The organism is uncultured Flavobacterium sp., from assembly GCF_963922255.1.
In the GTDB taxonomy this organism is placed as follows: Bacteria; Bacteroidota; Bacteroidia; order Flavobacteriales; family Flavobacteriaceae; genus Flavobacterium.
Genome location: NZ_CAWUIC010000016.1, coordinates 1 through 20,703 on the forward strand (window position 1 = coordinate 1; position 20,703 = coordinate 20,703).

21 protein-coding genes are annotated in these 20,703 nt (G+C 28.7%); 12 read left to right on the plus strand and 9 right to left on the minus strand.

The features are described from left to right. Positions 1–122 precede the first annotated feature (122 nt). Complete coding sequence (gene proS / locus AABJ49_RS11980) at positions 123–1,601, minus strand: proline--tRNA ligase (RefSeq protein WP_338378600.1); 1,479 nt, start codon at positions 1,599–1,601, stop codon at positions 123–125. Between the two features lie 109 nt (positions 1,602–1,710). On the opposite strand from proS, the gene AABJ49_RS11985 reads away from it, so the two are divergent. The 5 genes from AABJ49_RS11985 (at position 1,711) to AABJ49_RS12005 (ending at position 6,740) form a co-directional block, all read left to right on the plus strand. Next, a complete protein-coding gene (locus tag AABJ49_RS11985) occupies positions 1,711–2,637 on the plus strand; it encodes a hypothetical protein (RefSeq protein WP_338378517.1) in 927 nt (308 codons plus the stop codon). 38 nt (positions 2,638–2,675) lie between these two features. Then, positions 2,676–4,214: a transporter gene (locus AABJ49_RS11990; protein ID WP_338378518.1), complete on the plus strand. Its 1,539-nt coding sequence runs from the start codon at positions 2,676–2,678 to the stop codon at positions 4,212–4,214. Between the two features lie 167 nt (positions 4,215–4,381). Then, complete coding sequence (rimO, locus tag AABJ49_RS11995; protein ID WP_338378519.1) at positions 4,382–5,695, plus strand: 30S ribosomal protein S12 methylthiotransferase RimO; 1,314 nt, start codon at positions 4,382–4,384, stop codon at positions 5,693–5,695. Between the two features lie 95 nt (positions 5,696–5,790). Next, entirely contained in the window at positions 5,791–6,174 is a 384-nt protein-coding gene (locus AABJ49_RS12000; protein ID WP_338378520.1) for a hypothetical protein, read from the plus strand. A 149-nt stretch (positions 6,175–6,323) separates the two neighbouring features. Next, positions 6,324–6,740, plus strand: a complete 417-nt coding sequence (locus AABJ49_RS12005; protein WP_338378521.1) for a hypothetical protein — start codon at positions 6,324–6,326, stop codon at positions 6,738–6,740. 88 nt (positions 6,741–6,828) lie between these two features. On the opposite strand, the gene AABJ49_RS12010 is transcribed toward AABJ49_RS12005, so the two are convergent. The 4 genes from AABJ49_RS12010 to AABJ49_RS12025 form a co-directional block, all read right to left on the minus strand. Continuing rightward, positions 6,829–7,248 (minus strand): DUF5606 domain-containing protein, encoded by a 420-nt coding sequence (locus AABJ49_RS12010; RefSeq protein ID WP_338378522.1) that lies wholly within the window; start codon positions 7,246–7,248, stop codon positions 6,829–6,831. A gap of 128 nt (positions 7,249–7,376) precedes the next feature. Then, a complete protein-coding gene (gene def / locus AABJ49_RS12015; protein ID WP_338378523.1) occupies positions 7,377–7,964 on the minus strand; it encodes a peptide deformylase in 588 nt (195 codons plus the stop codon). 104 nt (positions 7,965–8,068) lie between these two features. Beyond that, complete coding sequence (gene ruvX / locus AABJ49_RS12020; RefSeq protein WP_338378524.1) at positions 8,069–8,479, minus strand: Holliday junction resolvase RuvX; 411 nt, start codon at positions 8,477–8,479, stop codon at positions 8,069–8,071. 5 nt (positions 8,480–8,484) lie between these two features. Then, entirely contained in the window at positions 8,485–9,291 is an 807-nt protein-coding gene (locus tag AABJ49_RS12025; RefSeq protein WP_338378525.1) for a copper resistance protein NlpE N-terminal domain-containing protein, read from the minus strand. Positions 9,292–9,401: 110 nt separating this feature from the next. On the opposite strand from AABJ49_RS12025, the gene AABJ49_RS12030 reads away from it, so the two are divergent. Together AABJ49_RS12030 and AABJ49_RS12035 are read left to right on the plus strand one after the other, a co-directional pair. Then, the gene (locus tag AABJ49_RS12030; RefSeq protein ID WP_338378526.1) at positions 9,402–10,217 is read left to right on the plus strand and encodes a 2,3,4,5-tetrahydropyridine-2,6-dicarboxylate N-succinyltransferase; all 816 of its coding nucleotides are present in this window, start codon (positions 9,402–9,404) and stop codon (positions 10,215–10,217) included. Between the two features lie 147 nt (positions 10,218–10,364). Beyond that, entirely contained in the window at positions 10,365–12,233 is a 1,869-nt protein-coding gene (locus AABJ49_RS12035) for a sulfatase-like hydrolase/transferase (protein ID WP_338378527.1), read from the plus strand. Here AABJ49_RS12035 and AABJ49_RS12040 read toward each other — a convergent pair. Beyond that, complete coding sequence (locus AABJ49_RS12040; RefSeq protein WP_338378528.1) at positions 12,219–12,980, minus strand: glycosyltransferase family 2 protein; 762 nt, start codon at positions 12,978–12,980, stop codon at positions 12,219–12,221. The genes AABJ49_RS12035 and AABJ49_RS12040 overlap by 15 nt on opposite strands. 92 nt (positions 12,981–13,072) lie before the next feature. Between AABJ49_RS12040 and AABJ49_RS12045 the strand changes: the two genes are divergently transcribed. Together AABJ49_RS12045 and AABJ49_RS12050 are read left to right on the plus strand one after the other, a co-directional pair. Further along, a complete protein-coding gene (locus AABJ49_RS12045) occupies positions 13,073–14,137 on the plus strand; it encodes a glycosyltransferase family 9 protein (protein WP_338378529.1) in 1,065 nt (354 codons plus the stop codon). A 10-nt stretch (positions 14,138–14,147) separates the two neighbouring features. Further along, complete coding sequence (locus AABJ49_RS12050) at positions 14,148–14,918, plus strand: hypothetical protein (RefSeq protein ID WP_338378530.1); 771 nt, start codon at positions 14,148–14,150, stop codon at positions 14,916–14,918. Here AABJ49_RS12050 and AABJ49_RS12055 read toward each other — a convergent pair. Together AABJ49_RS12055 and AABJ49_RS12060 are read right to left on the minus strand one after the other, a co-directional pair. Continuing rightward, complete coding sequence (locus tag AABJ49_RS12055; protein ID WP_338378531.1) at positions 14,915–15,736, minus strand: glycosyltransferase; 822 nt, start codon at positions 15,734–15,736, stop codon at positions 14,915–14,917. The genes AABJ49_RS12050 and AABJ49_RS12055 overlap by 4 nt on opposite strands. 25 nt (positions 15,737–15,761) lie before the next feature. Beyond that, positions 15,762–16,523 (minus strand): Kdo domain containing protein, encoded by a 762-nt coding sequence (locus tag AABJ49_RS12060; protein ID WP_338378601.1) that lies wholly within the window; start codon positions 16,521–16,523, stop codon positions 15,762–15,764. A 79-nt stretch (positions 16,524–16,602) separates the two neighbouring features. On the opposite strand from AABJ49_RS12060, the gene AABJ49_RS12065 reads away from it, so the two are divergent. Next, complete coding sequence (locus tag AABJ49_RS12065) at positions 16,603–17,406, plus strand: glycosyltransferase family 2 protein (protein WP_338378532.1); 804 nt, start codon at positions 16,603–16,605, stop codon at positions 17,404–17,406. Here the strand turns inward: AABJ49_RS12065 and AABJ49_RS12070 are convergent. Further along, positions 17,403–18,512, minus strand: a complete 1,110-nt coding sequence (locus AABJ49_RS12070) for a glycosyltransferase family 4 protein (protein WP_338378533.1) — start codon at positions 18,510–18,512, stop codon at positions 17,403–17,405. The two genes, AABJ49_RS12065 and AABJ49_RS12070, sit on opposite strands and share 4 nt — an antisense overlap. A 96-nt stretch (positions 18,513–18,608) precedes the next feature. Between AABJ49_RS12070 and AABJ49_RS12075 the strand changes: the two genes are divergently transcribed. Together AABJ49_RS12075 and AABJ49_RS12080 are read left to right on the plus strand one after the other, a co-directional pair. Continuing rightward, a complete protein-coding gene (locus AABJ49_RS12075; protein ID WP_338378534.1) occupies positions 18,609–19,526 on the plus strand; it encodes a glycosyltransferase family 2 protein in 918 nt (305 codons plus the stop codon). Between the two features lie 6 nt (positions 19,527–19,532). Then, complete coding sequence (locus AABJ49_RS12080) at positions 19,533–20,702, plus strand: glycosyltransferase (protein ID WP_338378535.1); 1,170 nt, start codon at positions 19,533–19,535, stop codon at positions 20,700–20,702. The last annotated feature ends 1 nt before the right edge of the window (position 20,703 follow it).

The window sequence follows — 20,703 nt, forward strand, 5'->3', positions numbered from 1 at the left end:
AACCCCTCTTACATGGATGAAAACCATGCGTCCTAACCGATAGACGAACGGGCCAACATTTCTGTATTGCGGATGCAAAAATACAACTATTTTTTATTTTCGCAACAGAAATTTATTTTTTTTTAATAGGCTTTTGCAAATAAAACTCTACGCTCTGATTTTGAGCCAGTTAAAATACATTTTCCTTCCTCAACTCTTCCATCTAAAGGAATACATCTGATTGTTGCCTTAGTTAATTCCTTGATTTTTTCTTCTGTCTCTGCAGTTCCATCCCAATGAGCCGAAACAAAACCTGTTTTGTTTTCTAATACATCTTTAAACTCTTCAAAATTCTGAACTTCAGTAATATGTGCATCCCTATAATTCAAAGCCTTATTAAACAAATCAGTTTGAATAGTCTCTAATAAGTCAGAAATATAGCTTACAATTCCCTCTTGAGCAATAACTTCTTTTGTTAAAGTATCTCTTCTTGCAATTTCAAAAGTTTTATTTTCTAAATCTTTTGGTCCAACCGCAATTCGAACTGGAACACCTTTTAATTCCCATTCAGCAAACTTAAATCCTGGCTTGTGTGTTGTTCTATTATCAAACTTAACAGAAATATTTAATTTTTTAAATTGAGCTACTAAATCATTTACAACAGTTGAGATTCTCTCAAATTCTTCATCTGTTTTAAAAATAGGCACGATCACAACCTGAATTGGAGCCAAGTTTGGTGGCAAAACCAATCCTAAGTCATCAGAGTGTGTCATTACTAAAGCTCCCATCAAACGTGTTGAAACTCCCCATGAAGTTCCCCAAACATATTCTTGTTTACCTTCTGCATTTGCAAATTTAACATCAAAAGCTTTGGCAAAATTTTGACCTAAAAAGTGAGACGTTCCTGCTTGAAGTGCTTTTCCATCTTGCATTAAAGCTTCAATACAATACGTTTCTTCAGCTCCAGCAAAACGTTCCGTTTCAGTCTTCAATCCTTTTATAACCGGAATTGCCATGAAATTTTGAGCAAAATCAGCATAAACATTCATCATTTTTTCAGATTCTTCGATTGCTTCTTGTCTGGTTGCATGAGCTGTATGACCTTCTTGCCATAAAAACTCTGCAGTTCTCAAAAATAAACGCGTACGCATTTCCCAACGAACCACATTTGCCCATTGATTAATTAAAAGAGGTAAATCTCTATAAGATTGAACCCAACCTTTGTAGGTTGACCAAATAATTGCCTCACTAGTAGGACGAACGATAAGCTCTTCTTCTAATTTTGCATTTTCATCAACTTTTAATTTTCCAGGATTTTCTTCATCATTTTTTAAACGATAATGCGTTACGATAGCACACTCTTTTGCAAAACCCTCAGCATTTTTCTCTTCAGCTTCAAACATACTTTTGGGCACAAAAAGAGGAAAATAGGCGTTCTGATGACCTGTTTCTTTAAACATTCTATCTAATTCGGCTTGCATCTTTTCCCAAATTGCAAAACCATATGGTTTGATAACCATACATCCTCTTACTCCTGAATTCTCGGCTAAATCGGCTTTTACAACTAATTCGTTGTACCATTTAGAATAATCCTCTGCTCTTTTTGTTAAGTTTTTACTCATTACTAATGGATTGGCATAAAAATTGTTACTATTTCTTATATAAATTTTAACTAAAATATTCGACAAAACTAACTATTTTTGTGAAGTCCAACAATAAAAACTTGCTATTATGAAAACTATTTACCAAACTGTTATAAAAAAATATCAATTATTACTATTAGGTGTAATAATGATTACTATATCGTCTTGTAGTTCATTTAAGAATTCTTCTTATGATGATTATGACGGAATTTATAGTTCTTCGACATCAGAAACTACGAGGGATGAAAATCAAACTTATAATCCAGTAAATTCTAACAATTTGTATGTTGACAAATTTAAAGATATGCAAGAAGAGTTTGGTGGAGCTGAATATTTTACTGATGTAGACTCATATAGCTCAAATCAAGTAGACACTGTTTATGTCGTTGAAAGAAGTTATGCTGGTTGGGGAAATAACTCAAATGAAGTAAATATAAATTATTATAACAATGGTTGGAATAATTGGGGTTGGGGCTTTAATTCTTGGTATGGCCCAGGATGGAACAATGGCTTTTATTATGGAAATACTTGGGGATTAGGTTTCTACTATGGCTGGAATAACTGGTACAACCCCTACTATGGCTATGGTTTTGGATGGAATAATTGGTACAACCCTTATTTTGGTGGATATTATATTGGTCACTACAACAATCATGTGTCTTATAATAGTGGTATTAGAGGAAGAAATGGAATTTATTCAGGAAGAAGTTCAGGAAGAACTGCAACAGTCTTAGGTAGAAAAAGTCAAATAGGAAACTCTTCTGCAAGAAGTACTACTAGAACTCGTTCAAATTCAACAACAAGATCAACATCAACAAGAAGTAATAACTCAACTGTCTCTCCTAGAAGCACGACAACTAATCCAAGATCAACTTCTACGAGAACTACAACAACGCCAAGAAGTAGCAATTCAAGCGGAACTTATGGTGGAAGTAGGTCATCTGGTAGTTCTTCAAGAGGAACTTCAGGTGGAGGTAGATCTTCAGGTGGAGGTGGTCGTGGAGGACGCGGTTAAAAAATAATTGATTGAAATAGAAAGAAATAAAATATACTATGAAAAAAATATTATTATCCTTGTTAATAGGAAGCTCTTTTATTGGATTTTCACAAGAAACAACACCTAATGACGCACTAAGATATGCTGTAGAGGATTTGAACGGGACAGCCCGATTTAGAGCACTAAGTGGTTCAATGGGAGCGATTGGTGGAGATTTATCAGCTATTAATATTAACCCTGCTGGTTCTGTAGTTTTCAAATACAACACATTCAGTGCAAGTGTTTCTGGATTTAACAAAAAAAACAATTCGACCTATTTTGGCTCAAGTTCTAGTGAAAGTAATTTTAAATTGGATTTAAATCAAATTGGAGCTGTTTTTGTTTTTGATAATACGGATGAAAAAAGTGATTGGAAAAAATTAAGCTTTGGTGTAAACTATGAAAACACTAATAATTTTAACAACCAAGTTTTCTCAAAAGGTATAAACCCTTATAATTCAATTGGAAATTATTTCTTGAATTTTGCACAAGGAATTGATGTAGAATACTTAACTACTTTAGATGGTGAATCAATTGGTAGTTTATACAATTACCTTGGAGAAACTGTTGGCCTGGGTTTTGCAGCCCAACAAGCCATGTTAGGATTTCAAGGCTATATATTTGACTTGGATGATTCAGGATCCTTTGAAAGTTATGCCTCAAATGTACCAACAGGAGGAAACTTCTATCAAGAAAATTACATAAAATCAAGAGGATACAATGGAAAATTAACTGGAAATTTTGCAGCTAACTACGCTGACATTTTATCCTTAGGAATGAATTTAAATATTCATTTTACAGACATCACAAAATCTACTTCAGTGTATGAGAGTAATAACAACATAGGCACGACAGCCTCAACGGTTGATAGGATACAGTTTGAAAACGATTTATATACTTATGGAAGAGGCTTTTCATTTAATTTAGGAGCAATTGCAAAAGTTACTAATGAGCTTAGATTAGGGTTGGCCTATGAATCACCAACTTGGTATGCTTTAAATGACGAATTAACTCAACGATTAATTGTAGTTAATTCTGATGCCAATGGGACTTATACTGATGTGATTGACCCTAACGTTGTTAATATTTACCCAAGTTACAACGTTCATACCCCAAGTAAATGGACAGGTAGTGCTGCTTATATTTTTGGAACAAAAGGATTTATCAACGTTGATATTTCAACAAAAGATTATAGCAATACTAAATTCAAACCTAAAAATACTAAATTATATGCTGACTTAAATGATGAAATGAATGCTAATTTAAAGAACGCAATTACATACAATATAGGAGGAGAATATAAGATTAAACAAATCAGTTTAAGAGCAGGTTACAGATTTGAAGAAAGCCCATATAAAGTGGATCAAGTTTATGGTGATTTAATTGGATATTCTGGTGGTCTTGGCTATAGCTTTAACAATGCTAGAATAGATTTATCTTACGCAAACACACACAGAAATTACAATCAAAGTCTTATTTCATCAGGAATGGATGATCAAGCAAGAATCAATAGTAAAAATGACAATGTTAGCTTAAGTTATACTGTAACTTTCTAGAATTCTCTAAATAAGAAATGTAAAAACTACTTCATTTGAGGTAGTTTTTTTTTATTGAATTAGTAAAATATGAACAAACTAAATCATAAAAATTATGTAAACCAAAACAATTACATTTAAAAAGCGTAATTTTGCACTCCAAAACTCAGAAATAAATTTTCAATTCCATGAGAACCAAATCTTTAAAGAAAAATAAAATCAACGTAATTACGTTAGGATGCTCAAAAAATGTTTATGACAGTGAAGTTTTGATGGGGCAACTAAAAGCCAATGGCAAAGAAGTGACTCATGAAGCTAAAAAAGATGAAGGAAACATCATCGTAATTAACACCTGTGGTTTTATCGACAATGCAAAGGAAGAATCAGTAAATACTATTTTAGAATATGCTGATAAAAAAGAAAAAGGTTTAGTAGATAAAGTTTTCGTTACAGGTTGTCTGTCTGAGAGATATAGACCCGATTTAGAAAAAGAAATTCCAAATGTGGATCAATATTTTGGTACTACTGAATTACCTCTTTTATTAAAAGCGTTAGGTGCAGATTACAAACACGAATTGATTGGGGAACGTTTAACGACAACTGCAAAAAATTATGCCTATTTAAAAATTGCTGAAGGTTGTGATAGACCATGTAGCTTTTGTGCGATTCCATTGATGCGAGGAAAACATGTCTCTACTCCTATTGAAAATTTGGTTATTGAAGCTGAAAAATTAGCTAAAAATGGTGTCAAAGAATTAATCTTAATTGCTCAAGATTTAACATATTATGGATTAGATATTTACAAAAAAAGAAACTTAGCTGAATTATTAGAAAATTTAGTAAAAGTGGAAGGAATTGAATGGATTCGTTTACATTATGCTTTCCCAACAGGATTTCCAATGGAAGTTTTGGAGTTAATGAAACGTGAACCAAAAATTTGTAACTATATAGACATTCCATTGCAACATATTTCAGATAGTGTTCTAAAATCAATGCGAAGAGGGACTACTTATGAAAAAACAACTAACCTACTAAAAGATTTTAGAAAAGCGGTTCCTGAAATGGCTATTCGTACGACTTTAATTGTGGGTTATCCAGGAGAAACAGAAGAAGATTTCCAAATTCTAAAAAATTGGGTGCAAGAAATGCGCTTTGAAAGATTAGGTTGTTTTACTTATTCTCATGAAGAAAACACTCATGCTTATAATTTAGTTGATGATGTTCCTGAAGAAGTTAAACAAGCTCGCTCGCTGGAAATTATGGATATACAAGCACAAATTTCTTGGGATTTGAATCAAGAGAAAATTGGAAAAATTTTTAAATGTGTAATCGATAGAAAAGAAGGTCAGCATTTTATTGGACGAACTGAATTTGATAGTCCAGATGTAGATAACGAGGTTTTAATTGATGCTTCAAAATTCTATCTAAAAACAGGTGAATTTGTAGATTTAAAAATCGTTGATGCTACAGAATTTGACTTATACGCTGAACCAATAGTCTAAACACGAGATATTTATCTAAAAAACAACAACTGAATATTTTTTTTTATATATTTACTCCTTTAAAGACACTATAATAAACTATAAAAGTTAAATTTATGAAAGCAAAAACTATATTTTCTTTATTTTTAATGTTGTTTGCTTACGTTATGCAAGCTCAATCTAATGAAGTTGAAATTTATACCGAAGACTCAAAATTATTTACAGTCTACGTTGATGGTGTTAAAATTAATGAAAACCCATTATCTAACGTAAGATTTACTTCAACCAAAAGCAACAACCTTGATTTCAAAATAGTATTCGCTGAAAATCAAAAAACACTAGAAAAAAAAGCTGTTGAAATGATTTCAAGCACAAATAGAATGTCATTTACAAATGGAGCTAAAGCAGTTTATTTATTAAAACCAAACAGCACAGGTTATGAATTAATTCAAACTACAATTACTAACAGACCAAATGCTAATCAAAAGGTTATTGATTAAGATGCCATAAATATTAATTACTAAAAGCTTCATTTCTTTAATGAGGCTTTTTTATTTGAAAAAATAATTTAAATCTATTTACAAACTATATTTTTGTCTTCTATTTATTATATATCTAAAAAGTTTATTTTTAAATTAAAACTAATAATATGAACACAATTCTCAAAAATATTCTAGCAGTCATAGCAGGATGGCTAATAGGAAGCACAGTAAACATGCTATTAATTAAGATAGGAAGCTCTATTTTCCCTATAAAAGGTGTTGATTCGAATGATATGGAAGCTTTAGCGGATATTATGCCAAATTTATCGAGTGAATATTTTATATTTCCTTTCTTAGGACATGCTTTCGGCTCATTAGTAGGTGCTTTAATTGTTACTTTAATTGCTACGAATCATAAAATGAAATTGGCATTAGTAATTGGTGTTTTATTTCTTGTTGGAGGAATTGATGTCAATTATATGTTGCCTGGTCCTATTTGGTTTACTATTGCTGATATTACATTGGCTTATATACCAATGGCATATATTGGTGGAAAATTAGGTATAAGAATAGTGAAAAAATAGGTAACCAAATTATAAAAAACAAAAAGTCCAAACTTTATTCTGTTTGGACTTTTTTATAATTTAAGAAACTTTTTTTTTAAATTTCTACTTATTTTTCATTTTCAGGTTCTTTTTCAGTTAATGCTTCAACTGTTGCTAAACCTTTTGATTGTAATAAGTTATACCAATTTAATACTTTTTTGATGTCAGATGTATAGACTCTTTCTTCATCAAATTCTGGTAAAATTTCTCTGAAATAAGCTTTTAACTTTTCATCTGTTTCTTTATGAGAAATAGCTGGACCTTCATTTTCTTTTTCAGCAATTGTTTTTAAAACTTCTGCTAAACGAACTTCTTCATTATAAGTATAAACAGCAATTTCTGAAAGTAAACTTACGTTTGCTCTTAAACCTACTGTGATTTTCTTTCCATCTAATAATGATTCAGCAACAAATCCTGTACGTGTTTGTAATTTTAAATCATATAAACCTGGTTTCCCAGAAATAGCTAATATTTTTTGTAAACTCATTCTTTTTTATAATTAATGGGTGGCAAATATATATTTTAAATTTTAAATTCCAATTATGAAATTCCAAAATCCAAAGAATATCCAAAAAATTTGGAATTTGGGTTTTAAAAATATCGGAATTTCTCTTTTTATCTTCCTTTTTTACTAAAAAATTTCATTCTATAATCTGGAAAAGCTTTGCCTTCCATGATGTTTTTCAACTTTTTTGAAATCAATTTCTTTTTTAAAGTAGAAACATGATCTGTAAATAAAATTCCTTCTATATGATCATATTCATGTTGAATTACACGTGCAATTAAACCATTATAGACTTCAGTTTTTTTATTGAAATCTTCATCAAAATATTCAATTGTAATGGTATCATGACGCAAAACATCTTCACGAACATCCGGAATACTTAAACAGCCTTCGTTAAAAGTCCATTTTGTACCTTCTTCTTTAAGAATTTTTGCGTTTATAAACGTTTGCTTAAACGCTTTTAATTGAGCCGCTTCTTCTTTAGAAACATCATCACTATCAGCAAAAGGTGCTGTATCTACAATAAAAATACGAATTGGCATTCCCACTTGTGGAGCAGCTAATCCAACACCATGAGCGTTGTTCATCGTTTCATACATATTGGCAATTGTTTCTTTAAGATTTGGATAATCTTTAGAAATCTCTTCGCATTTTTTTCTTAAAACGGCTTCACCATAGCCATATATAGGTAATATCATTTTTATTGTATTAAGATAAAAGTATTAAGTATTAAGACTTATATGCTGCAAAAATAGTATTTTGAAATGAGTTTAAAAAGTTAATTTAAGCTAAAACCAATAACCTATTTTCTATTCATATAATCTTGCAACATAATTGTAGCTGCAATTTCATCAATTAAAGCCTTATTTTGACGTTGCTTTTTCTTTAAACCACTATCAATCATCGTTTGAAAGGCCATTTTTGAAGTAAATCGCTCGTCTACTCTATCCAAAGGCATTGCTGGAAAAGTCATGGTGAATGTTTTGATAAACTTTTCAATAATAGCAGTACTTTCAGATGGTGTTCCGTCCATTTGTTTGGGTTCACCAATAATCACTTTTTCAACCTTTTCTTTGGAAAAATAATCTTTTAAAAAAGCAATTAAAGTTTCAGAAGGAACTGTTGTTAATCCTGAAGCAATGATTTGCATTTCATCAGTAACTGCAATTCCTGTTCGTTTAATTCCATAATCTATGGATAGAATTCTTGACATAATTTTTATTTAATGATGACAAATTCGGCTAAAGTTGCCATTTTTCCTTTGTTTAATTTTAATAAATTCCCATCAAAATAGTAGTTATCCGCAATTTCTAAAACCTTTGTTAATTCTTTTTCAGTTGTCATATCTTGACAAGCCATTTTAGTTGAGAATACTTTTGAAAATTTAATTTTGCTTATCTCTTCATTTATTTCATAATTTCCACCCATAGAATTACATCCTGCAAAAGCTGACATTCTTCCATCTGGATTAAAAGTAATTCCTTTTAATTTATCTTCATTCAAATTTTCAACATCTTTTCCGTAAAGCTTAATCAATTTCCATTTAGAATTTTTCAATTCTATTTTACCAACTGATTTTAATTCTTTTTTCAATTCATATTTGGAAGCCAAATCACCCTCAATTCTTTTCCCATTAACATCTAAATGAAATAATATATTTTCTCCAACAAAATATTGATTAGGAGTATTTAATCCAACTAAAGTTATTGTATTTCCCTCTTTGTTCCATTCAATATTTCCGCTTTCATTAAAAATTTCTTTTGACTTTCCTTTATAAACAGTTTCTCTAATGTAACTACCATCTGTCAAAATCAAGATAGTTTCTATCGATTCGCAATCTGCACAAGGCAAACTTCCAACATAGGTTCCTTGATAATCTAAACTATTCATAGCATTGTGGTCATCAGAAACCATTTCAACAGCTGTTGAATCAACTGCTACTTCATCATTATCCATTTCTACATCTTTTTTACACGAAGTAAAACTTAATGTTATCATCAATGCTAGTACTAAACTCTTTTTCATATTTGTGGTATTTGTTTTTTAACAATATTGTGTAAAATTAATCAATTATTAAACAATCAAAAATAATTCCAAAAGTTTATAAAATACTATCTTTGTGAAAATTTTAAACCATGCAAAACTTACAAACAATTATAGAACAAGCTTGGGAAAACCGTGCTTTATTACAAGAAACTGAAACTACAAATGCTATTAGAGAAGTTATTGAATTATTAGATAACGGAAAACTTCGTGTAGCTGAACCAACAGAAAATGGTTGGCAAGTTAACGAATGGGTTAAAAAAGCAGTTGTAATGTATTTTCCAATTCAAAAAATGGAAACTTGGGAAACAGGTATTTTTGAATACCACGATAAAATGGAATTAAAACGCAATTATGCCGAAAAAGGTATTCGTGTGGTTCCACCAGCTGTTGCTCGATATGGTGCTTATATTTCAAAAGGTGTTATTATGATGCCAAGTTATGTAAATATTGGTGCTTATGTAGACGAAGGAACTATGGTTGATACTTGGGCTACAGTTGGAAGTTGTGCTCAAATTGGTAAAAATGTACATCTTTCTGGTGGTGTTGGAATTGGTGGTGTTTTAGAACCCTTACAAGCTGCTCCAGTAATCATTGAAGATGGTGCTTTTATCGGTTCAAGATGCATTGTGGTTGAAGGTGTTCGTGTGGAAAAAGAAGCTGTTTTAGGTGCAAATGTAGTTTTAACTGGTTCTACAAAAATTATTGACGTTACTGGTGATGAGCCAATTGAATATAAAGGTGTTGTTCCTGCAAGATGTGTGGTAATTCCTGGAAGTTATACTAAAAAATTTGCTGCTGGTGACTATCAAGTACCTTGTGCTTTAATCATTGGAAAACGTAAACCTTCAACTGATTTAAAAACTTCTTTGAACGATGCTTTACGCGAATATGATGTAGCAGTTTAGAAATAAAAATCCAAATTTTAAAATTCCAAATTCCAAATTCCAATTTATTCCTGATTAGAATTTGGAATTTTTATTTACAATGTAAATTTATCATTAACTAATTGTAAATATTTTAGCATTTCATACATTTGCCGAAATATTTCATCCATGAGAAATTACTTTCAAAGTATAATTCTATTTTTTAAACGCTTTTTATTGATTGTAATTATATATCAATTATGCCGTCTTTTATTTTTGTTTTTTAATAGAAATGCCTTTAACGGATTAACTTTAAAAACATTTTTAGGTGGATTACATTTTGACATATCTGCTATAGCATATATTAATATACTCTTTTCAATATTACATTTTATTCCAGGAAAATTCAAATATAAATCAGGTTACCAAAAAGGATTAAAAATTGGATTTTATGTAGTGAATTTGATTTTCATTTTAACCAATTTTGTAGATTTTGAATATTACAAGTTCACTGGAAGAAGAAGTTCATTTGGAATGATAACTGCCTCTGGAATGGAACATGAAATTGGTGGATTGATCTTATCATTTTTAACTGAATTTTGGTTTTTACCTGTTATTGCTTTTGTTTTAGCAGTTGTATTTTGGAAGACAATTCCAAATATTAAACTTGTCTTTTCTGAAGAAAAAACCAGCTATTTAGTAATTAAACAAATCGGTCTTTTCCTGTTTTTACTTGGATTTGTATTTTTATTAGGTCGTGGTGGATTTCAGAAAAAACCTTTAAAGGTCGTTGACGCTGTAAATTATGGTTCAATTAGTCATTCGGCTTTAGTGTTGAATACTCCTTTTTGCATTTTGAAGACTATTGGTAAAAAAGAAACTCTTGAATCTCCAAAATATTTTGAAGAAGCTGAATTAAATTCAATTTTCAATCCAGTTGTTGCTACAAATCCAACAGAAAATCCAACTAAGCAAAACGTTGTTGTGATTATTCTAGAAAGTTTTGGAAGAGAAAATATCCAACGTGGACAAACTCCTTTTTTAGATTCTTTAATTACAAAATCATTGTTTTATGAAAATGGTTTTGCCAATGGAAAATTATCTATTGATGCAGTTCCGTCAACGCTTTCTAGCATTCCTAGTTTGATGAGTTCTTCTTTGATTACCTCTAGTTATTCGATTAATGAAATTTATGGTTTGCCTAAAATATTAAAAGATAATGGTTACAATACTGCGTTTTTTCATGGTGCATTTAACGGAAGTCAAAACTTTGATCAATATTGCAAAGTAGCTGGATTTGATGCTTATTATGGCAAAAATGAATACGATGGTCCAGAAGCTTTTGATGGAAAATGGGGTATTTTTGACGAAGAATTTTTTCAGTTTTATTGCCGAAAAATGTCGAGTTTCAAACAGCCTTTTTTTACTTCTATTTTTAGTATTTCATCGCACAATCCATATACAATTCCTGAAAAATATAAAGGAAAATTTCCAAAAGGAACAACTAAAATTCACGAAAGCATAGCTTATTCTGATTTTGCCTTGAAGCAATTTTTTAAATCTGCCAGTAAAGAAGATTGGTTTAAAAATACCATTTTCGTAATAACTGCTGATCATACTTCATCAGAACCAACAGAAGATAAATACAAAACAAACGTTGGAAAATTTAGAGTACCAATTTTATTCTATAATCCAGGAAATCCAAATTTTGGAGGCATAAATTATAAAAATGTTCAGCAAATTGACGTTATGCCATCACTAATTGACCTATTGCATATTAAAACTAAAATGGTTTCTTTTGGTAAATCTTTTCAATCTGAAAAAGACTTTGTAGTCTATTATTTGGACAATATTTACCATTATATAAAAGGTGATTATTACTTGGCTTTTGATGGAAAAAAGGCTTTAGCCTTATATAATTTCAAGAAAGACGAATTAATGAAAACCAATTTACTTTCGACAGAAAAAGAAAAAACCGATGAAATGGAACGATTCATTAAAGCTTATGTACAATCGTTTAATGAACGAATTATCAATAACAAATTAACGGTTCAATAATTTTTCTTGACGTTGTAATTTCAACAATTTCGCGTATTTCATGTGTGAAAAGAAACCTTGAATTAAAGCAATTGTGATGCCGTCAATTCCATTAAAAATTCCTTTTTTCAAGAAATAACATCTAATAAAAGCTGTCAATCCATTTATAACTGGTTTGGCTGCTCCTACTCTTTTTCCTTGGTCAAAAAGTTGTTGTGCATGCCAAGTTGAATATTGATTTTTCTTAGCTACAATTTGTTCAAATGAATCCCAACCATAATGTAGAATATGAACTGGAACTTTCTTTTCGTTAGTAGTCACAATAGATTGATGCACTTTGGCTTCAGAAGGTTTTGCTGTTTTTTTATTGAAAAATCGAACTTTATGATCGGGATACCAACCTGAAAAATCAATTAATTCATCTCCTAAAAAATTCTTTACTCGAAACGAAAAAGCATCATAGTTTCCGATTAAATATTTTTCATCTAAAATGAATTTTTCAGCATCTTTATCCAAAAATTCATCAGCATCTAGATTTAAAATCCAATCGTTTTTGCAATATGGCAAACCATGTGTCCGTTGTGGTCCATCACCCAAAAAAGCTTGAGAAATCACTTTTGCTCCTTTAGATTCAGCAATTTCAACCGTTTTATCTTTACTCAATGAATCAACAATGATAACTTCATCACAAACTTTGAACAAAGCATCTATGCATTTTCCAATGTTTTTTTCTTCATTAAATGTAATAACCAAACCGCTGATTGCCATATTTTGAATTTTATAAGCACAAAAATACTGTTTTTATTTAAAGTTTTTAACTTTCAGTTTACTTATGTACTTTAGCACTTTAATTAAGAAAAATGAAAATTTTAATCATTCAACAAAAACGAATTGGTGATGTTTTAACTAGTTCAATCTTAGCCAATAGTCTAAAAGACCATTATCCAAATGCAACAATTGATTATATGTGCTATGCCAATTGTGTGGATGTTTTAAAAGAAAACGAAGCAATTTCTAACATAATAGTTTTGGAACAAAAAGTTAGAAAAAACTACCTTTCATTATTTAAATTCATTTTTAAAATTAGAAGTCAGAAATATGATGTTGTTATTGATGCTTACAGTAAATTAGAGACCAATTTAATTACCTTTTTTTCCGGTGCTAAATATAAAATATCTTATGAAAAAGGCTATTCAAAAATATTTTATAATCACAACATCAAACGATTACCAAACGGTACAAAAAGCAACTATGGTTTAGCGATTGAAAATAGATTGGCTTTATTAAAACCATTAATCAAAGAGGAAATCACTGATTTTAAACCGAAAATTTTTCTTTCTAATTCTGAAATTGAAGCTGCCAAAAAAACAATTATAGAAGCACATATTCCACAAAACCAACCTTTATTTATGATTGGTATTTTGGGAAGTGAATGGTACAAAACGTATCCTTTAGAAAAAATGGCTGAATTGTTAGATTACACCGTTGAAAAAACGAATGCTTCTTTGTTATTTAATTATATACCAAATCAAAAAGAAGATGCTTTGAAGCTTTATAATTTGTGTAACGAAAAAACACAACAAGCTATTTTCTTTAACATTTATGGAAAAAGTCTTCGTGAATTTTTAGGTTTATTATCACAATGCAATGCTTTGATTGGCAATGAAGGTGGTTCAGTAAATATGGCAAAAGCGTTGTTTGTTCCAACGTTTTCGTTGTTTTCACCAAGTGTTGATAAGGAAACTTGGCAGATTTTTGAAGACGAAAAGAACATTTCCATTCATTTAAAAGATTTAAAACCAGAAATTTATGCTGAACATGATGAGAAATTCATCAAAGAACATACGTTTAAATACTTTGAAGAATATCCAATTGAGCTGATTAAGGAGAAATTGGATGCTTTTTTTGAGGAGATTGATTTATAAATATTTTTTGATGAAAATAACTTACTTTATTTTATTTATAATATTTTCAAACTTAACTTTTTCTCAAAAAATATTTGAAGGAGAGCTAATATATACTTATAAAATAAATTTAACTGATACAATTAAATTTAAAACTCCTAAGAAATTTTTAAAGAAAGGAAAGGAAACAAAAGTAACAGAAAGTGATTTAAAAAATTCTTCCGAGTTTTATGATACTATTCGAATAAAATACAAAAATGGTAATTACATAATTAACAAAAATGACAAAAAGAATCTAACTTTAATTTTGTTTGATAGTCTCGAAGAAGCAGTTAAAATATTTCCTAAAGAAAAAACTTTAATAAAATTTTATTTAAATACTAATAGAGAAATTAAAAATAACTCATTTGAGGACTTTAAAGAAATCATTTCAAAAGATACAATTTATAAAAATTTTGGAACTTGTAAATATTATAAATTAATTTATGAATTTGGTGAAGAAGAATTTATTATTAATGAAAGTTTTGACAAATTAATGATTAATAAAAATATTTTGTCTGAAAATTATTTAAATCAATATTACACTAATGAAGTATCAAATTTTATTAACAAATCAATTTTGTTATACTATTCTAAATACAGTAATAATTTAAAATTTGATAAAATTGAAACTTCTTTAGTATGTATAATAAAAAAAGAGATTAATGATAAAGAATTTCAACTTCCTAACCATGTTGAAGATTTTGAAATGAGCAAAATTATGCCAAATAGTAAGACAAAATATTATTTGATTAAAGACTAGGAATTAATATACTGCGAAATTCCCTTTTCAATGGCAGTTATATTATGTTTTTTATTATATGCTCTGATAGCAAAATTTTTCTCCCAAGTTTCTTTGGTGGCATAACCTCTTTTATGATCTAAATGCAAACAAATAGCTTGATAGCGAATTTGTTTTGCCAAAACACCAAAATTGAATAAACGTTCTCCAACTTCTCTATCTAAACCACCATATTGCATTTCTTCGTTGAAACCATTTACAGCGATTAAATCACTTTTAAAACAAGAAGTATTGTGACCATTGAAGGTTTTCTTGGTTGGAGTTATCCAATTCATAAAAATAGCAAAATACTTATTATGTGTCAGTTTTGTTAACTTAAAACTTTTTTTAACTCCATTTTTAATCAACCAAGATGTTGAAAAACAATTTTGCATTTTTATATCTTCAAATGAAATAGTTTTTGAAGTTATCATTGGTAATTTAAAATAACCACCAGAAAGAAAATATCCTTTTTCTTGAAATTTCAGATGTTGAGCCACAAAATCTTTCCTTGGAATACAATCTCCATCTGTGAATAATAAATACTCTGAATTAGTTTTAAGTATGGCTTTATTTAGAATTTTACATTTTTGAAAACCATTGTCTTCTTGCCAAACATGAACAATTGGAAACTTATATTTAGTTTGAAAAGACTGAATTACATCCTTAGTTTTATCATTAGAACCATCATCAGCAACAACAACTTCAAAATCATTCTCGGTTTGATGGCAATAGCCTTCGAGAACTTTTGATAGCCATTCTTCTGAATTGTAAGTAGTAATGATTACGGATACCTTCATGAAAACTATTAAGTTTGGAAAATTACTATTTTTTCCAAAACTTTAACCTCTTTTTTATCCTTTTTTTTCGGTAAAAACGATATTGAAAATCTTTAGTCAAGTTCCACATAGTCGTAAAAACTTTATCTTCATCGATTCCTGAAAGTTTTGCATATTCGTTACTCATTATAGCAACCATATCTTCTTTTGGAGTAATTTTAGAAAGATTTTTCATTCGAGTTTCAAAATTCATTGAATCATGAAATTTCATTCTGTTTAAATCCACTAAATAAAAATCATATTTACCTTCAGGTTTTTTGATAATCAGTGTGTTTCCTGGTGAATGATCTAAAAATTCAATTCCTTTTTCATGCATCAAAAACGTGAATTGGGTAAACTGACGTAATATATTTTCTGCATCTGGATAATCGGTTTCAACTAATTCACGATACGTTAAATCGCATTGTAAATGTTCACTTACGTAGTAACTATTTTTTAATCCTAAAAAAGAAGAATTTTCAAAATAAGCAATTGGTTTTGGAGTTCCAATATTATTCTTTAATAAATGATTTGCATATTCGAACGAGCGTTGAGCTTTAGATTTTCTAAAATATCGGTAAGCAATTTTATTAATTAAATTAGGTTCTTTAAACGATTTTACATTTAAAGTTAACTTATTTAACTCAAAAAGTTTAATGGTATTTCTGTTTCCTTTTATGAATATTTGACCCGAATTATCGAAATTCTTGATGAAATTTTCAATTTGTTCTTTCTTTTCTAAAAAGGTATCGTTTAGTTTGTACACCATTATTTTTTTTTCAAAATTATGCATACAATTTAATTAAACCAATATTTTAGGTATTTTTACCAAAAAATAAATCAAAAAAATGAGTTTATTACCAAAATCATCCCTTGTAACTCCAACTTATAATTGGCCAGAAGCTTTAGAACTTTTACTTTTAAGCATAAAGAATCAAAGCGTTTTACCAAATGAAGTTATAATTGCTGATGATGGTTCAAGAGAGGAAACTACTCAATTGATTCAAAAATTTCAAACTGATTTTCCGGTGCCTTTAATTCATGTTTGGCACGAAGACAATGGCAATCAGAAACCAAAAATCATGAACAAAGCAATTGCAAAAGCTAAACATGATTACATTATAGAAATTGATGGTGACATTATTATGCACAAAGATTTTGTAAAAGACCATTTGACTTATGCCGAAAAAGGACTTTATTTATTTGGTTCAAGAGTAAATATTCAAAAAGATATTTTAAAAACTATTTTTGATAAAAAGATAATCAACTTTGGTTTTTTCGCTAAAGGCATTAAAAAAAGAACTAGAACTGTTCGTTTTCCATTATTTATGAAATATGCTAAAATTCACGAAGAACGTTCAGGAAAATTGAGAGGTTGTAATATGTCTTTTTGGAGAGAAGATTTCATTAAAATCAACGGTTTTAATGAAGGTTTAGTAGGTTGGGGAATTGATGATTCTGAAATGATTCAACGTTTACATAATATTGGAATTAAAGGAAAAAGGTTGAAACAAACAGCTATTGCTTATCATATTTATCATAAAGAACAAGATAAAAACAACCTTGAAATTAATAATGCAATAGAAAAAGAAACCACTGAAAAAAGAATTACCTTTATTGAAAAAGGGATAAATCAATATATTTGTAACTAACTTACACCCACTAATTTTTGATATTCTTCTAAAGTTTTCTGAGCAATATATTTTGCAGTGAAGTGTTCTTTTATTATTGCTTTTCCTTTTTCGGAGAATTGTTTTTGCAATTCTTTATTATCTAGTAATTTCTGTAATTTTTCAGCTAAAGATTTACTGTCTTTTATGTCAGCTATAAAACCATTTTCTCCATCAATAATAATATCAGAAACAACACCAACTTTAGTGGAAACTATTGGAATTCCAATCAACATAGCTTCTAATAAGGATGTTGGACCACCTTCACGTTGAGAAGTTAGTAAAAACGCATCAAATTGCGTATTTAAAGAAGAAGCATTTTTAATTTTATCCATAAAAACTATCTCCTTGAAAACTCTTTTTTCAATAGCATACTGTTTTAAACTATCAGTTTTTTTAGAAAATTCACCAACTTGAATAAACACTATATCATTTCTTTTCAGATTATATTTTAATTCAGCAAGTGAATCAATTAAAGTGAATAAATCTTTCGCATTTGTATGATTGGCAATATTTCCAACAATAAATTTATCCTTTGGAATATTATATAAGTCTCTAATATTTATTTTACTAGATTTATCCAAAATATTTAAAGAAACACTATCATTGATAACAACAGTTTTGTTTAACGTTTTTTCGTTTAAAGTTTTACCAAAAGAATCTTGAACCATTTTTGAAACACAAATTATAGAGTCAATTCTTTTACTATTATATTTTAATTTACTCAAAAAACTACCACTAACACCAACACCTTTTTTTGAAAAAATTAATTTTGTTTTAAACCTATAAATGAAATTTGAAATTAAAAAGAACATTAGTGAATCACTTGTATGCAAATGAACTATATCAGGTTTATGATTTTTAATTGTTTCTGCTAAATGCTTATAATTAGAAAATTTATTAAGTTTTCTTGTTTTACAAGCTAAAAAAGGTATATTTATTTTACTACATTCGCTTTGTAAAACCGACCTATTAAGTCCATAAACAATATTTTCAATATTTAATCCGTTTAACTGTGGCACTATATAGATTATCTGTTGCTCATTTCCTCCCCAACCTTTTGCTCCAGATATATGTAGTATTTTCATAAAATTATTTGTTACTTTGCCTACGTAATTTTTTGTAAAAATATATAAAATAAATTGCAGTTACAAAAGAGAAGTAAACAAAAAATAAACTAAAAAATGCTAGATTTATCTATTGTTATTATAAATTACAATACAAGTAACTATACTATTAAATGTATAGAAAGCATTTTTGAACATACTTCTGAAGATTTAAATTACAATATAAAGATTGTTGATAATCACTCTAGCAAAGGAGATGTTAACAACCTTGAACACTATTTAAAAAATTTAAATAACCCTAAAATTTCCTTTTTAAAAAATCATATTAATGTTGGATTTGGAGGAGGAAACATGATTGGTTGTCAATTTTCGGATGCAACTTATTATGCTTTTGTAAACAATGATTCATTGCTTCTAAATGATTGTTTTACTATCATTATAAATCAAATGAAAAAAAATGATGAATATGGAATTTGTGGGCCTCAAAGTTATAAAGAAGATGGAAAATTATTACCAACTTTAGATCACTTTTCCTCTCCATTAAAAGAGTTGTTTGGAAGATATTTTTTAGAAAAAATTAATCCAAGAAAATACCCCAATAGAAAAATCGAATACAAAAGTCCTAAACGTGGACAGTTTGTATCAGGAAGCTTTATGGTGGTGAAATCGGAAGATTTTTGGAATGTAGGTGGATTTGATACCAACATTTTTTTATATCATGAAGAAACTGATTTATGTATTCGTTTGGCTAAAATAAAAAAATATGCTTACCTGATTCCTGAAGCAAAATTTATTCATTTTCATGGAGCTAGTACACCTAAGTCTATTGAAATTAAAACAGAATTAAAAGTTTCTTTACTTTATATAATTAGAAAACATTATGGTTATATAAACTATAGAATTATATTACTTTTTCTTCAAATAAAGTATTTTATAAAGAGTATAAGAAAACCTAAATACTGGTATTTGTTTAATATCTTATTTAGAGGTGGAAGATTAACAGATTCATTGAAGCATAAGCAAAATAATAAATAGAAATTTATGACTCTTCTTAAAAGGCTTTTTAACAAGGAAATTCATTTTGAATTTGGTTCTCTATTTAATAGTGGTCTTTATGATTCAAATAGAAAAACTGTTATTATCGTTACTGGAACGATTCCAACTTTTGATAAAGATTCAGGTTCAAATAGATTAAAAGAAATTATTCTTTCTTACAAACAATTAAACTACAATTGTATATTGTGTTACCAATCATCAGGTAATGACGAAAAATACATTGAATTTTTCAATAATAAAGGAGTTCTTTTATATTCAGAATTAGAAAATAAAAACAAACTAATATCATTATTAAAAACTATTCCTAAAGTTGATTTCACATGGTTTTATGGACCTAACACTTTAACAAAGCACTATAAAATCTTTAAAAAAATATTGCCAAATTCAAAATCTATCTATGATATGGTCGATATTCACTTTCTAAGGTATAAAAGAGCCATTGAATTAAATCCTAAACGAATTTCATTAAAAAAAAGATATAAGAAGTACTTTAAAATTGAAACTGTTTTAGCTAAAAAAGTTGACGTAATAATATCAATTTCTGAACAAGAAAAAGAAGTTATGTCTGCTTATGTTGACAAAAACAAAATTATTACAATTTCAAATATTCATTATATAAAGGTTGAATTACAAAAAACATCTTCATATGAAGATAGAGAAAATATTTTGTTTATAGGTTCTGCACATACTCCAAATATAGATGCATTATACTTTTTAAAAGACAAAATAATGCCTTCAGTATGGAAAAAATTACCAGAACTTAAAGTAGATATCATTGGTAATTTAGATAAAGAAATTTCAGATATAAAACATCCAAATATTATTTTTCATGGCTATGTTCCAGAAATTGAAACCTATTTTAATTCTGCGAAATTTATGATTGCTCCTTTACGTTATGGTGCTGGTGTAAAAGGTAAAATTGGTCAATCTTTTGAGTATCATTTACCATTAATAACTACTAATATTGGAGCAGAAGGAATGTTTTTAAAACACAACGAAAATGCATTAATAGCTAACAATGCTGAAGATTTCGCTAATGAAATAATCAACCTTTATGAAAACAAAAATCTTTGGCTAAAACTTCAAAATAATTCTGAAGATAGTTTGAAACCATTTTCAAGAGAAATTTTAAAAGAAACATTAAAAAAAATATAGT